The following is a 13956-nucleotide window of genomic DNA, read 5'->3' on the forward strand; positions in this document are numbered from 1 at the left end:
GTCAAAAATGCCGATACTGATTACCACCCCACCAGCCGGAGACTGCCCCATGAGCGAGCACGAGCGCACCATCATGGCCTTCGACGATCAGGGCCGTGAGGTGATGATCGACATCCAGGTTAGCGTCAAGGAACTCGGCGAACTGACCCGCGCCGGACCGGTCAGCGGCCCTCCCAGCCTGCGCACCCGCGAAGGTCATCCGGTCAACTACCTGGGGGGTGGCGAGTTCTCGGTGACACTACCCGGTGAGGAGGAAGCGATCTTTCGCAGCGACAATCCCGAGCTCGTCTGACCCACGTCACGACTCTACCTGCCAGCATTCATCGACTTCCCAACGAAAGGAGGCCAAAGATGGCCGTAATTCTGCAGGTACACTTCCCTTTCGAGGGCCCCTTCGGCAAGGCAATGGTCAAGGCAATGACACCACTGGCCAGGTCCATCAACGATGAACCCGGCCTGATCTGGAAGATCTGGACGGAAGACCCCCAGGCCGGTCTTGCCGGCGGCGTCTACCTGTTTGCCACCCGCGAGGACGCCGAAGCCTATCGACAGATGCATACCGCACGTCTGGAAGGCATGGGCGTGACGGGTATCGAGGCGCAGATCCTCGAGACCAATGAGGCACTATCCGCCATCAACGATGGTCCGGTAGAGGGCTGAGCATCAGCAGCATGACCACCACCCGGCGGCACAGTGTTTCCAATAAGAAAACTCGACACCAAGCCGCGACGTACCACTGCCCGCCTCCTTCTCAAGCCGGCTATCAGGCTCGTGCCAGCGTGTTTCACGGCGCTCGCCACCCCCTTGCCAAGAGTGACTCACCTGCTCCTCATGCTCCAGCCGAGCGGGTATTCTTCTTGCCGCCCATTGTTTCCAATAGGAAACATCGTCTACCCTAGATACCGTGCTATCCGGTTGCCGCTACCCTTGTGGCACCCCGCTTCGTTATTTCCTGTTATCGGAGGCCCCCATGAGCGAGTTGAAGCGCACCCCTCTTTACGACCTGCACGTCGAGCTGGGCGCCAAGCTGGTCCCCTTTGCCGGCTACGAGATGCCGGTTCAGTACCCGTTGGGCGTAAAGAAGGAGCATGAGCACACGCGCACCGCCTGCGGGCTGTTCGATGTCTCGCACATGGGCCAGCTGCTGCTGCGCGGCCCCGCCCCCGCCGAGGCGCTGGAGACCCTGGTCCCCTCGGATATTGTCGGCCTGCCGGAGGGCATGCAGCGCTATGCGATGTTCACCAACGACGCCGGCGGCATCCTCGACGACCTGATGGTGGCCAATACCGGCGCCGAACTCTATCTGGTGGTCAATGCCGCCTGCCGCGACCAGGATATCGCCCACCTGCGCGGCAACCTGCCCGCGGGGCACGAGATCGAGGAGCTGGATCGCGGCCTGATCGCCATCCAGGGACCCCAGACCGCCGAGGTGATGAAACGCCTCTGCCCCGCCGCCACCGAGCTGGTCTTCATGCAGCATGGCCACTTCGAGATCGACGGCATTCCGGTCTGGATCAGCCGCAGCGGCTACACCGGTGAAGACGGTTTCGAGATCTCGATGCCCGCCGACCAGACCGACGCCCTGACTCGCCGCCTGCTGGCCGAGCCGGAGGTCGAGGCGATCGGCCTCGGCGCCCGTGACTCCCTGCGCCTGGAGGCCGGCCTGTGTCTCTACGGCCACGATATCGACACCACCACCCTGCCGGTTGAGGCCGGGCTGATCTGGGCCATCGCCAAGCCGCGCCGCAACGACGGCGAGCGCCCCGGCGGTTTCCCGGGTGCCGAAGCGATCCTCCATCAGGTCGAGGCCAAGGACCACACCCGCAAGCGGGTCGGCCTGCTCGGCGAGGGGCGTGCTCCCGTGCGTGAAGGCGCCCCGCTGGTCGACGCCGACGGCAACACCATCGGCACCGTGACCTCCGGCGGTTTCGGCCCCAGCGTCGGCAAGCCGGTCGCCATGGGATATCTGCCCATCGCCCATGCCGAGATAGGCACCACCGTCTACGCCGAGGTGCGCGGCAAGCGCCTGCCCATGACCGTCAGCAAGACCCCGTTTATCGCCCCGGGTTACTACCGTGGCAAATAACGATCGCAGCAACTGATTGATCTACGCGGCACCGGTAAGGCGAACAACGCCTTCGGCCGCCACAGCAGTACCGCCTCCTGCCCTGGCGCCACCGCGCCGGGGCAGGCTGCCATGCCAGGGCCGCGGATCCGGCCCAAGGGCAATCCAGCACGCTTCCAACCAGCGAGAGACCCTCGATGACTTCCACCCTGAAAGCCCTCTTCGGCCCCCTGATGCGCCTGGGCCTGATTACCCAGATTGCCATCGGAATCGTCTGCGGCATCCTGCTCGCCGCCCTCTCTCCGGAGCTCGCGCTCTCGTTTTCACTGCTCGGCGAGCTGTTCGTCTCGGCCCTCAAGGCCGTGGCCCCGATCCTGGTCTTCGTGCTGGTGGCGGCCGCCATTACCGGTCATCGCAAGGGACAGCCCACTCATATTCGCGGCGTGCTGCTGCTCTATGTGATCGGCACCCTGGTGGCGGCGCTGGTCGCCGTGGTGGCAAGCTTCACCTTCCCCACCACCCTGACGCTCGATATGCCAGAAGTCAGCGGCAACCCGCCGGGTGGCATCATCGAGATCCTGCGCAACCTGCTGCTCAACGCCGTTGCCAACCCGGTCAGCGCCCTGATGGAGGCCAACTTCATCGCCATCCTGGCCTGGGCCATCGGCCTCGGCCTGATGCTGCGCCACGCCAGTGACAGCACCCGTAACACCCTCAACGATCTCTCCGAGGCGGTCTCGGGCATCGTGCGCGTGGTCATTCGATTCGCCCCCCTGGGCATCTTCGGCCTGGTCGCCAACACCCTGGCCGAGGCGGGACTGGGCGCCCTGCTCGAGTACGGCCAGCTGCTGGGCGTCATCGTCGGCTGCATGCTGTTCGTGGCACTGGTGACCAACCCGCTGATCGTCTTCTGGCAGACCCGTCGCAACCCCTACCCGCTGGTCTTCGCCTGCCTGCGTGGCAGTGCCATCACCGCCTTCTTCACGCGCAGTTCGGCGGCGAACATCCCGGTCAACATGGCACTCTGCGAGCGGCTCGAGCTGGACCCCGACACCTACGCCATCTCCATCCCGCTGGGCGCTACCGTCAACATGGCCGGCGCGGCGATCACCATCTCGGTGATCACCCTGGCCGCGGCCAATACCCTGGGGATCAGCGTCGACTTCCCCACGGCCCTGCTGCTGTGCGTGGTCTCGGCACTGGCCGCCTGTGGCGTCTCGGGCGTCGCCGGCGGCTCGCTGCTGCTGATTCCCATGGCCGCCAGCCTGTTCGGCATCTCCACCGATGTGGCCATGCAGGTCGTCGCCATCGGCTTCGTGATCAGCGTGGTGCAGGACTCCACCGAAACCGCGCTGAACTCCTCCACCGACGTGCTGTTTACCGCGGCCGCCTGTCGAGCCGCGGAAAACCGCCAGAACTGACCCGTGTCACTCGAACAGCCGTCACATATCAAGCGGTCACTCAGACAACAAAAGGTGAATGACTATGTCCATCAGCGTCTTTGACCTGTTCAAGATCGGCGTGGGGCCCTCGAGCTCACACACCGTGGGCCCGATGCGAGCCGCCTACGACTTCGTCGGCGAGCTCAACGAGCGTGACCTGCTGACCCGTGTGGCCCGCGTGGAGGTCCAGCTCTTCGGCTCGCTCTCCGCCACCGGCATCGGCCACGGCACCGATCACGCGGTGATCATGGGCCTGATGGGCGAGCGACCCGACAGCATCGACCCCGACATCATCGCGCCTTCCATCGAGGAGCTGAAGGAGTCGGAGGCACTGCTCCTGGATGACCGCCACAGCGTCTCCTTCCGCTGGGTCCGTGACATGCAGCTGCTCGAGGAGAGCCTGCCCCATCACCCCAACGCCATGCGCCTGATTGCCCATGGACACGGCGATGAGCTCTACCGCAACACCTACTACTCGGTGGGCGGCGGCTTCGTCGTCGACGAGGCCCAGGCCGCCGAAGGGGAGCTGGATACCGACCGGACCAAGCTGCCCTTCGATTTCCAGACCGGCGACGAGCTGCTGCGCATGTGCCACGAGCACGGCCTGCGCATCAGCGAGCTGATGCTCGAAAACGAGAAGGCGTGGCGCAGCGAAGCGGAGATCCGTAAGGGTCTGCTGACCATCTGGACGGCGATGCAGGCGTGCATCGAGAAGGGCATGGAAGCCGAGGGCGTGCTGCCCGGCGGGCTCAACGTCAAGCGTCGCGCCAGGAACCTGCACCAGCGCATGCTGGCCAGCAAGGACGACCACTCGCTGATCGCCTCCACCATGTCGGCCATGGACTGGGTCAACCTCTATGCGCTGGCGGTCAACGAGGAGAACGCCGCCGGCGGGCGCATGGTCACCGCGCCCACCAACGGCGCGGCGGGCATCATCCCGGCGGTGCTCCAGTACTATATGCAGTTCCGGCAGGGCGCGTGCGAGCGCGACGTGGTCGACTTCCTGCTGGCGGCCGGCGCCGTGGGCATCCTGTGCAAGAAGAACGCCTCCATCTCCGGTGCCGAAGTGGGCTGCCAGGGCGAGGTGGGTTCGGCCTGCGCCATGGCCGCCGCCGGCCTCACCGAACTGATGGGCGGCAGCGTCGACCAGGTGGAGAACGCCGCCGAGATCGGCCTGGAGCACAACCTGGGACTGACCTGCGACCCGGTGGGCGGCCTGGTGCAGGTGCCCTGTATCGAGCGCAACGCCATCGCCTCGGTGAAGGCGATCAACGCCGCCCAGATGGCGCTGCGTGGTGACGGCAAGCAGTTCATCTCCCTGGACAAGGTGATCCGCACCATGCGTGATACCGGCGCCGACATGCAGGACAAATACAAGGAGACCTCGAAAGGCGGCCTCGCCGTCAACGCCATCGAGTGTTGAAACACTGAGGCAAGGCTCCTCCCGAAATGCAGCAGGCCGCCCTTGGGGCGGCCTGCTGCGTTCTAAATCGGATAAACCGGATCAAGGCATCAGATAGGCCAGCGCTCCCGATGCCATGGCCGCCATGCCGGTACGCATCGTGACCTCATTGCCCGGGAAGTAGTAGGGTGAATGCGGCATCTCAAGATTACGCATCTTCTGCACCACCCCCTCCCCCGGGGTCTCAGCCCAGCGCTCGGCCGGCGTGGCGCCGATGAACCAGTAGACATAGGGGATATCCTCGCCGCCGAAACCACCGGCCTCGGCATTGCCGAAGTAGGGGAAATCCTCGCTGCCATTGAGACGCGGCATCCCGTAGAGATTAGCCTCACCGAACTGCTCACCATGGGCACGACGCACTCGCTCCACCGTATCGGCATCGTTGTGCAGGGCAATGGTCTCATTGAGCACGCGGATCTCAGGCGGTTTCGGGGAGCGCCCCGCCTCGCACTCGGCCTGGATGATGCGCTCGATCGAATCCACTATCCGGGCGTGCAGCGTATTGTCGAAGCTGCGGATATTGATCTCCAGCTCCGCCGAGTGGGGGATGATGTTGGCCTGAGTACCGGCATGCAGCTTGCCGACAGTCACCACCGTGGTTTCCTCCGGGGGCACCTCACGTGAGACGATCGTCTGCAGTCGCGTCACCACGTGCGCGGCGATCACCACCGGATCCACCGCCTGGGCCGGCATGGAGCCGTGGCCGCCGGCACCGTGAATGGTGACGGCCAGGTTGGTACAGGCGGCCATGGCACTACCGGCAAGATGGCCCACGGTACCGGCGAGCGCCGGCATGTTGTGCTGGCCGAGAATCACGTCCGGACGGGCAAAACGCTCGTAGAGACCATCGTCCAGCATCGCCTTGGCACCGCCAAAGATCTCCTCGGCAGGCTGGCAGATCAGCATCAGTGTGCCGGACCACTCCGCCTTGAGCCCGGCCATCACCGCCGCTGCCCCGACAATGCAACTGCTATGCAGGTCATGACCACAGGCATGCATCAGCGGCACCGTGCCACTCTCGGTTTCTGCCGTGCGCGTACTGGCATAGTCCAAGCCGGTGTCTTCCTTGATCGGAAGCGCATCCATGTCTCCGCGCAGCATCACCGTGGGGCCCTCGCCGTTCTTCAGCAGCGCCACCACGCCGGTGCCGCCCACACCGCGGGTTACCTCATAGCCAAGGGACTCCAGCATATCGGCCAGTTGTGCACTGGTCTCGTACTCCTGAAAGGGCAGCTCAGGGTACTGGTGAAGCCGGCGATAGAGCGCCTGTACCTCATCGAACGCGGCGTCTACCTGCTCGCCAATGGCGGTCTTGAGACTGGTGGTCTGGCTAGCGACAGTATCGATATGAGTCATTATTGGAGTTTCCTTGTTCGCTTAATGGCTAACAGGGCTGGCCTGAAGAGTGTCATGGTCGGCACGCACGAAGCGCTGCCAGATGGCCACCACCGCAATATTCAACAACATGGCCCACACTCCGGCATGCCAGCCGAAGGGCGAGCTCCATACAAAATCCATCAACAGATACCCCAGGCTACCGACCAGTGCACCGGCCATCACGCTTGCGCGACGCAACGACGGCATGAACAGCGCTCCGATCACCATCGGGAACAGCTGCACGATCAGGCCATAGGCGGTCAGCAGGATCATCACCAGCGAGCCGGGGTTGAGCAGTGCGAGCAGATAAGCCGCCAGCGACAGCCCCAGCACGCTCCAGCGGGTAGCACTCACCGCACTCTTTTCGCTGGCGTTTTTCATCACCGTAGGGCCCATCACGTCACGCACCAGCACCACGGCCGCGGTATGCGCCAGATTGGCACCCGTGGACATCGCCGCCGCCAGCGCGCCAGACAGCATCAGGCCAATCACCCAGGGTGAGAAGTTGGCAACATCCATCACCATGCGCAGCAGCACCGTATCGGAGCGCTCCAGGGGCGTGTCGGCAAAGGCCAGAATGCCGGCGAAGCCGATAAACAGCAGCGGCACCAGCAGGTAGGCGTAGAGCGGATAGAAGACGCTGACCTTACGCAGGGTCTTGCCACTGTCGGCGGAGTAGAACTTCATGAACAGATGCGGCCACATGGCGCCGCCGAAGGCGCTGACCAACACCGCGGTGCTGAAGTAGCCCCAGCCCATGCCGTTGGCCCCGGGCATGGTCAGATACTCCGGTGCCTGCTGCTGAAGTTGGGCAAACATCTCCCCCACCCCGCCATAGAGCCGCTCGGGAATGGCCAGGCCAAGAAACCAGGCGATAACGATCATCATCAATCCCTGCAGCAGGTTGGTCCAACCGATGCCACTCAGTCCGCTGCTAAAGACATAGGCCGCCACGACCAGGAAGGCCAGCAGGCCACCCAGCCAGAAGGGCACCGCACCATCGGTGGCCGCCTGAAACAGCAGCCCCGCCCCGGCGATCTGGATGGTGAGATAGGGCACCAGAGCCACCACGCCGATCCCCCCGGCCAGCATGCCCAGCGGCTTGCTGCGGTAGTGGTCGGCGATCATGTCGCCCTGGGTCAGATAGCCGCGCTCACGCCCCAGCTTGGCCACCCGCGGCCCCAGCGCCCAGATGGTAATCGGTACCAGGGAAAGGTAGGCAAGGATATAGAGCGCCGGCGCCCCATGCTGATAGGACCAGCCGGGCGTGCCCAGGAAGGCGAAGGCGGAGAAGATCTCGGCGCCCAGGATGAAGAACAGGATTACCACCCCCACATGGCGCCCACCGGCCACATAGCCCTCGAGGCTCGAGCTCGCCTGGCCCCTGGCCCGTAGCCCCACGGCGAGCACCATGACGAGATAGAACAGGGTAATGCCGATCACGATCATGGAATCACTCATGACGATCCCCCCCATGGCGGATGGCAAAGGCTACCCACATGCCGATGAAGAGCAGCATCATCCACAGGGTGTACCAGAAGAACAGGAAGGGCAGGCCCAGCACGGTGGGTTCGATACGGTTGGCGATCAGGGCCCCCGGCCAGATCATGGCCAGGGTGCACAGCGCGAAGTGCAGCCCCGTCAGCAGGTGGTAGGTCTTGGTCATGGGTCGTCCGGCTCGCAAGGCGAGACTTGTTATGGGTTGTCTGCTGACTATGGAATGCCCTCGCCGATATCAAAAATACAGATTCTAGATGGCTGTCATATCGAATCGGCATGGCTAAAGTCACTACACCCTCCCGACCCCGAGCCCTCCTGCCATGGAATTCCGCCAACTCAGCTACTTCGTCGCCGTCGCCGAGACGGGTTCCATCTCCGCTGCCAGTCGCCGCGTTCATGTTGCTCAGCCCGCCTTGACCCGTCAGATACGACTATTGGAGGAGGGGCTGGAGGCCACTCTTCTCGAGCGCCATGCCCGGGGCGTGAGACTGACCGTGGCCGGCGAGGCGCTCTATGAAGAGGCCGTTGCACTGCTAGACAGACGCACCCAGATCAAGACCCGCCTGGCGGCACTGAGCAGCGGCCTGACCGGCAAGCTGAGTCTGGGGGTCACGGTGACCCACCTGTGGGTACCCGAGGTGGCATCGTTGCTGAGACACTATCGTGGCCGCTACCCCCAGGTCGGCTTCGAGGTCTTCCCGCTGCTCTCCGGCCCGCAGCTGGACCGCCTGCGCGAGGGCACCCTGGATGCGGGCATTCTCTATCTCGATGACGTCGAGCAGCATGGGCTTGAGACTCACCGCTTACAGAACGACCACCTGGCTCTTGCGGTCCCAGCCGACTCCCACTGGTCAGTGACACCCCCCGGGCGCCTGGCAGAGCTCGAGCAGGCCGACTTCATCTGGGGCTTTCGTAGTGTCTCGCCGGTCTATCACGACCGCGTGATGAGGCACTTCCAGCGCCTCGATTTCCACCCCCGAGTGGTCCAGCTCGGCGCCGACAACATCGCCATCCTCAGCATGGTGGCCGCCGGCCTGGGCATCTCCATCGTGCCTGCCGCCAGCATCTGCCACCCAATGCCTGGCATCCGCTTCCTGGAAATGAATGAGCTGACGAGCTGTGACATGCCGCTATGGCTGGCGTGGCGCAGTGGCAACGACTCACCGGCACTGCACAATCTGGTGACATTGGCGCGAGACGAGTTCACCCCCAGGCCCCACCCTCCGTCGGGAGACCGCTCCTGAGAATGAACAGGCCCCTTCAAGGCAGCCATTGACAGCCCCAGGCCGCCGCCGTACTGTGAACCCAGCGCCGATTTGACTCCCAGCTTGCGGGCGCTCTACAAGTTCCGCTAAAGCGACGCCCAGAGCCCGCTTTAGCCCATGCAAAGCGGGTTTTCTGTTTCTGGCCCTCGGGCCACCGCCGATTTAAGCACCAACTTGCGGGCGGAATATAAATGCAGCTAAAGCGGCGCACGGCTCCACTCCCCTGGGTCGGCGCTTGCCGACTACGCTAACCATCGTCTTACAGGGGAATGGGAGACCACCATCATGACCTACTCGATACAGACCACCGCTAAACGGCCCTCGAACACCCCGCGCGCCTGCCTCGCTGCACTGGACCTGACTCAGGAAGACCTCGTCCGTCCGGAGCTGCGCGACGATGTCATCCTCGCCAAGCGACTGCCGCGTCATGGAAACACCATCACCGGCCGGCATGATCCGCTGGTTGGCGGCCATCGAACCGGACGAACGGCTCTTGCTGTAACATCAACCAATCTAAATACCTGATCCGAGTACCAGGGCGTAGAGGAGCATGACATGGCACGCAAGGAGGCGACATTGCACCGGCTGGATCGAGCGCTGGTGTGGGATGGATTCAAGGCGCTGCTGCCCATCTCGCTATTCGTCACCATCTTCGGCATCGCCTTCGGCCTGGCCGCCACCCAGGCCGGGCTCGGTGACGGCACCATCATGCTGATGAGCACCCTGGTGTTCGCCGGCGCCTCCCAGTTTGCCGCCCTGGAGCTGTGGGAGCCGCAGATCCCGCTGTTCACCATGATGGTGACCGTCTTCGCCATCAATGCTCGACACCTGCTGATGGGGGCTACCCTCTACCCCTGGCTCGAACCGCTCCCGCCTGCCAAGCGCTACGGCATCATGCTGGTCGCCTCCGACGCCAACTGGGCCATGGCCACCCAGGCGTTCACCCGCGGCCGCCCTGGGCTCGGCCTGATGCTGGGTGGCGGCATCGCCCTGTGGTGTTTCTGGGTTCTCGGCACCTGGCTCGGCCTCAACGTGGGGGGTGCCATAAGCGATCCCGCCAGCCTGGGACTCGACATGGTGATGGGCTGCTTCCTGCTGGCCATGGTGGTGGGCGGCGAGAAGAACCTGCGCATGCTGCTGATCTGGGCGGTGGCCGCCGGCGCCTCGCTGCTCGCCTTCTACTATCTCCCGGACAACAGCCACGTGGTGGTGGGAGCCATCGCCGGTGGCCTGGCCGGCCTGACCTGGGGGAAGCGTGACCATGAGCATTGAGGCAACCGGTCTGGGAACAGTGATCATCATCCTGGCCATGGCGCTGGTCACTCTGGCGACTCGCTGGGGCGGTGTATTCGTGATGTCCTTCGTCCCCATCGGCTACCGCGTCAGGCGCTTCATCCACGCCATGTCGGGCTCGGTGCTGGTGGCGCTGCTCGCCCCACTGGCGGTAAGTGGCGACAACGGCGCCCGCCTGGCCCTGCTGACCACCGCGGTGATCATGCTGACGCTGAAGAAGCCGCTGCCGGCCATTGCCGGGGGCATCCTGGTGGCGGCGCTGTTCCGACAGCTCTGGCCCGCACTAGCCTAGTGTAAACCCGCAACGTCTCTCAGCGAGATAACCGGCATGCCTGTCCCCTTGCATGGCTTGTCGGTTTCACACTTCCCGGTTTCTCCCTTGCCGATTTGGCCCCTCCCGGTTTCACAAAGGTGTCACTTATGGGCTATAACCTTCCTTGGGTCTATCACCATCGACGAATGTTTGGCCTACCACCTTCAAGGGGACACTCATGACAAAGATGCGTACAACAACACTAACAATGGTCGCCCTAGCCTCGACCCTGGGGCTGTCGGCAGGCGCGGCCTCGGCCGAAGAGCTGAGGATCATCACCTGGGGCGGCTATGCCCCCGACGAGGTGGTGGCAGCCTTCGAGGAGCAGACCGGCATCGATGTACAGATCACCCTCTCCAACAACGAGGACATGATCTCCAAGCTGCGCGCCACCGGCGGAGCAGGGTTCGATCTGGCCCAGCCCAGCCAGGACCGCATCGTCGGCGTGCAGCGCCAGTTCAATGTCTACAAGCCGGTGGACTACAGCCGTCTGGAGACCGCCAACCTGCAGGCCTCGATGATCGAGGCAACCCAGCAGGCCACCGAGCTCGATGGCAACTACTATGGCGTGCCGGCGGTGTGGGGCACCAGCGGACTGATCGTGCATGACAGCGTGAAGGACATCGTCACCGACTATACCGATCTGTGCCACGACGAGGTGGCCGGTCAGGTCAGCTACCGACTGAAGCGGCCGACACTGATGGGCTTCGCCTTCTCCATGGGTCTCGACCCCTTCGCCGCCTATCAGGATCAGGACGCCTATGGCGAAATTCTCTCCCAGGTGGAAGAGAAGCTGATCGACTGCAAGGCCAATGTGAAGACCTACTGGACCGGCGGCGACCAGCTGCTGTCGCTGCTGCGTACCGGCGAGGTGAAGGCCGCCATGGCCTGGGATGCCGGCGGCTGGAAGCTGAATGCCGAAGACCCCGCGATCAACTTCGTGGCGCCGGAGTCCGGTGCGCTTGGCTGGATCGACACCTTCGCCATTCCGCGCCGCAGCGAGAACGAGGATGCCGCCTACCAGTGGATCAACTTCGTGATGCAGCCGGAGATCGCCGCCAAGATCACCAACGCCTCGGGCAACTTCACGGCCTCCAAGGGCGCCGACGAGTTCGTCGATGCCGATCTGCGTGACGCCTATCGCGCCAGCTTCGATGATGACGCCATCGACAACATCAAGTGGTATCCGCCGGTACCCCCGGGTCTCGAGGCCGCCGAAGGCCAGGTGCTGGATCGCGTCCAGGCCGCGAAGTGACCGGCATGGCAGTTGATATCGATCTGCACTGCCAGGACCTGGTTCGCCGCTTTGGATCGCACACCGCCGTGAATCAGGTATCGCTTGAAATCCCTGCAGGAAGCTTCTTCTCCATCCTGGGCCCCTCGGGCTGCGGCAAGACCACGCTGCTGCGCCTGCTGGCCGGTTTCGACCGGCCAGATTCGGGCGACATCATGATCCGCGGCCAACGCATGAACGATGTCGCGCCCAATCATCGCCCGGTCAATATGGTCTTCCAGCACCTGGCGCTGTTTCCCACCATGAGCGTGGGCGACAACATCGCCTACGGCCTCAGGCGCCGCAAGGTCCCGACTGCCGAGCGGCAGCGCCGCATCGCCGAGGTACTGGAGCAGGTTGGGCTGGCCGGCATGGAAACACGCCTCCCCCAGCAGCTTTCCGGTGGTCAGCGCCAGCGCGTGGCCCTGGCGCGCTGCCTGGTGCTCAAGCCCACCCTGCTGCTGCTCGATGAGCCGCTCGGCGCCCTGGACCTGAAGCTGCGCGACCAGATGAAGGTCGAGCTCAAGAACCTGCAGAAGGCCTTCGGCACCACCTTCGTGTATATCACCCATGACCAGTCCGAGGCACTGGTGATGTCCGACCGGGTTGCAGTCATGCGTGACGGCCGCTTCGACCAGGTAGCCTCGCCCGAAGCGCTCTATCGCGAGCCCGCCACTCCCTTCGTGGCAAGCTTCGTCGGTGACAACAACCGTCTCGGCGGCAAGCTGTTGGCGAGAGACGGCGAGCTGGCGCAGGTCGCGCTGGCGGATGGTCGTTCGGTCAGCGGTCGGCTGGCCGACTCTGGTCATCATCCGACACCGAAAATAGGCGACCGAGCCGAGCTGTTTATCCGCCCCGAGTCCCTGGTGCTGGGCGCTGCCGAGCCGGGGCACTGCACGCTGACGGCCCGGGTACGCGCCACCCTGTTCGACGGTGCCAACAGCCGGGTGGAGGTCGAGGCGGCCGGCGAGCGCTGCTATGTGCGCCTGCCTCAGGATGGCAGCGTGCCGGCACCCCAGGAGGGGTCCAGCGTAACGCTGGCATGGGAGCCGCAGCTGGCGCGGGTGTTTGCCGCGGAGGCCAGCTGATGCGCTCGACTGGCCGGCTCTCGCTGTGGTTGCTGCTGACCCCTTTCGTGCTGTGGATCGTGCTGCTGGTGCTGCTGCCCCATGTGCAGATGCTGCGGGTCTCCTTTCAGGTACGCGAAAGCTGGGACACCCTGGCCTTCGGTGTCGAGCAGTACCGCAACTTCTTCACCGAGTCCTACTACTGGCGTACCTTCCTGCGTACCGGGGTGATGTCGCTATTTACCACCCTGATCACCCTGCTGATCGCCTTCCCGGTGGCCTGGTATATCGCCCGGCTGGCACGCGGGCGGGCCAAGGGCTGGCTGTTTCTGGCCTGCCTGGTGCCGTTCTGGGCCAGCGAGCTGGTGCGCACCTATGGCTGGATGATCCTGCTGCGCGAAAGTGGACTGTTCAGCGCCGCGCTGCAGGCCCTGGGCTGGGCCGATGAGCCGGTCGAGATGCTCTACAACGACGTGGCGGTGATCGTCGGGCTGGTCTACAACGGGCTGCTGTTCATGGTGGTGCCCCTGGTCACCACCCTGGAAGGCATGGACGACAACCTGGTCGAGGCGGGTTACGACCTGGGCGGCGGCCATGTCACGGTCATGCGGGAAATCGTCGTGCCCTGGGCCATGCCCGGCATCGTCTCCGGCTGCATCGTGGTCTTCATGCTGACCCTGGGCAGCTACCTCACGCCGATCCTGATGGGGGGCAAGGACAGCGCCTGGTTCACCGGCCAGATCTTTACCCAGTTCATCACCCGCTTCAACTGGGAGCAGGGGGCGGCGCTGGGGGTACTGCTGCTGGTGCTGTCGTCGCTGATCGTATGGCTCGGGCTCAAGCTGACCGGCCAGTCGCTGCGCAAGGTCATGGGCTAAATCGAATGGTGAGGATAAGCG

The 13956-nt window shown here is 64.2% G+C and carries 15 protein-coding genes; 12 read left to right on the plus strand and 3 right to left on the minus strand.

Annotated features, from left to right (window positions below; genetic code table 11):
* Positions 1–49: 49 nt before the first annotated feature.
* The 5 genes from E0702_RS04855 to E0702_RS04875 all read left to right on the plus strand — a co-directional run bounded on the left by E0702_RS04855 (position 50) and on the right by E0702_RS04875 (position 4930).
* Complete coding sequence (locus E0702_RS04855) at positions 50–292, plus strand: hypothetical protein (RefSeq protein WP_132041854.1); 243 nt, start codon at positions 50–52, stop codon at positions 290–292.
* 59 nt (positions 293–351) lie between these two features.
* Complete coding sequence (locus tag E0702_RS04860) at positions 352–660, plus strand: monooxygenase (protein WP_132041855.1); 309 nt, start codon at positions 352–354, stop codon at positions 658–660.
* 310 nt (positions 661–970) lie between these two features.
* On the plus strand, positions 971–2086 hold the full coding sequence (gene gcvT / locus E0702_RS04865) for a glycine cleavage system aminomethyltransferase GcvT (protein ID WP_132041856.1): 1116 nt from the start codon (positions 971–973) through the stop codon (positions 2084–2086).
* 176 nt (positions 2087–2262) lie between these two features.
* Entirely contained in the window at positions 2263–3486 is a 1224-nt protein-coding gene (gene sstT, locus E0702_RS04870) for a serine/threonine transporter SstT (protein ID WP_132041857.1), read from the plus strand.
* 64 nt (positions 3487–3550) lie between these two features.
* Positions 3551–4930 carry an L-serine ammonia-lyase gene (locus E0702_RS04875; RefSeq protein WP_132041858.1) on the plus strand — a complete coding sequence of 460 codons (1380 nt, stop codon included), beginning with the start codon at positions 3551–3553 and terminating at the stop codon, positions 4928–4930.
* Between the two features lie 81 nt (positions 4931–5011).
* Here the strand turns inward: E0702_RS04875 and E0702_RS04880 are convergent, their stop codons facing one another.
* From E0702_RS04880 to E0702_RS04890, 3 genes are read right to left on the minus strand one after another with little or no spacing between them, the layout of a single operon-like run.
* Positions 5012–6325 carry an amidohydrolase gene (locus E0702_RS04880; protein WP_132041859.1) on the minus strand — a complete coding sequence of 438 codons (1314 nt, stop codon included), beginning with the start codon at positions 6323–6325 and terminating at the stop codon, positions 5012–5014.
* A 21-nt stretch (positions 6326–6346) separates the two neighbouring features.
* Positions 6347–7807: a sodium:solute symporter family protein gene (locus E0702_RS04885; protein ID WP_132041860.1), complete on the minus strand. Its 1461-nt coding sequence runs from the start codon at positions 7805–7807 to the stop codon at positions 6347–6349.
* Positions 7800–8012 (minus strand): DUF3311 domain-containing protein, encoded by a 213-nt coding sequence (locus E0702_RS04890; RefSeq protein ID WP_132041861.1) that lies wholly within the window; start codon positions 8010–8012, stop codon positions 7800–7802. The genes E0702_RS04885 and E0702_RS04890 overlap by 8 nt, the downstream gene beginning before the upstream one ends.
* Before the next feature lie 154 nt (positions 8013–8166).
* On the opposite strand from E0702_RS04890, the gene E0702_RS04895 reads away from it, so the two are divergent.
* From E0702_RS04895 to E0702_RS04925, 7 genes are all read left to right on the plus strand, one after another.
* The gene (locus E0702_RS04895; protein ID WP_132041862.1) at positions 8167–9090 is read left to right on the plus strand and encodes a LysR family transcriptional regulator; all 924 of its coding nucleotides are present in this window, start codon (positions 8167–8169) and stop codon (positions 9088–9090) included.
* A gap of 306 nt (positions 9091–9396) precedes the next feature.
* Positions 9397–9636 carry a hypothetical protein gene (locus E0702_RS04900; protein WP_132041863.1) on the plus strand — a complete coding sequence of 80 codons (240 nt, stop codon included), beginning with the start codon at positions 9397–9399 and terminating at the stop codon, positions 9634–9636.
* Between the two features lie 30 nt (positions 9637–9666).
* Positions 9667–10383 (plus strand): AzlC family ABC transporter permease, encoded by a 717-nt coding sequence (locus E0702_RS04905; RefSeq protein WP_132041864.1) that lies wholly within the window; start codon positions 9667–9669, stop codon positions 10381–10383.
* Positions 10373–10696 carry an AzlD family protein gene (locus E0702_RS04910; protein WP_132041865.1) on the plus strand — a complete coding sequence of 108 codons (324 nt, stop codon included), beginning with the start codon at positions 10373–10375 and terminating at the stop codon, positions 10694–10696. Before E0702_RS04905 ends, E0702_RS04910 begins: the two co-directional genes overlap by 11 nt.
* Before the next feature lie 199 nt (positions 10697–10895).
* Positions 10896–11972 (plus strand): extracellular solute-binding protein, encoded by a 1077-nt coding sequence (locus E0702_RS04915; protein WP_202597377.1) that lies wholly within the window; start codon positions 10896–10898, stop codon positions 11970–11972.
* A gap of 5 nt (positions 11973–11977) precedes the next feature.
* Entirely contained in the window at positions 11978–13078 is a 1101-nt protein-coding gene (locus E0702_RS04920) for an ABC transporter ATP-binding protein (RefSeq protein ID WP_132041866.1), read from the plus strand.
* A complete protein-coding gene (locus E0702_RS04925; protein ID WP_132041867.1) occupies positions 13078–13935 on the plus strand; it encodes an ABC transporter permease in 858 nt (285 codons plus the stop codon). The genes E0702_RS04920 and E0702_RS04925 overlap by 1 nt, the downstream gene beginning before the upstream one ends.
* Positions 13936–13956 lie beyond the last annotated feature (21 nt).

It is taken from the genome of Halomonas marinisediminis (genome assembly GCF_004347715.1).
In the GTDB taxonomy this organism is placed as follows: Bacteria; Pseudomonadota; Gammaproteobacteria; order Pseudomonadales; family Halomonadaceae; genus Halomonas; species Halomonas icarae.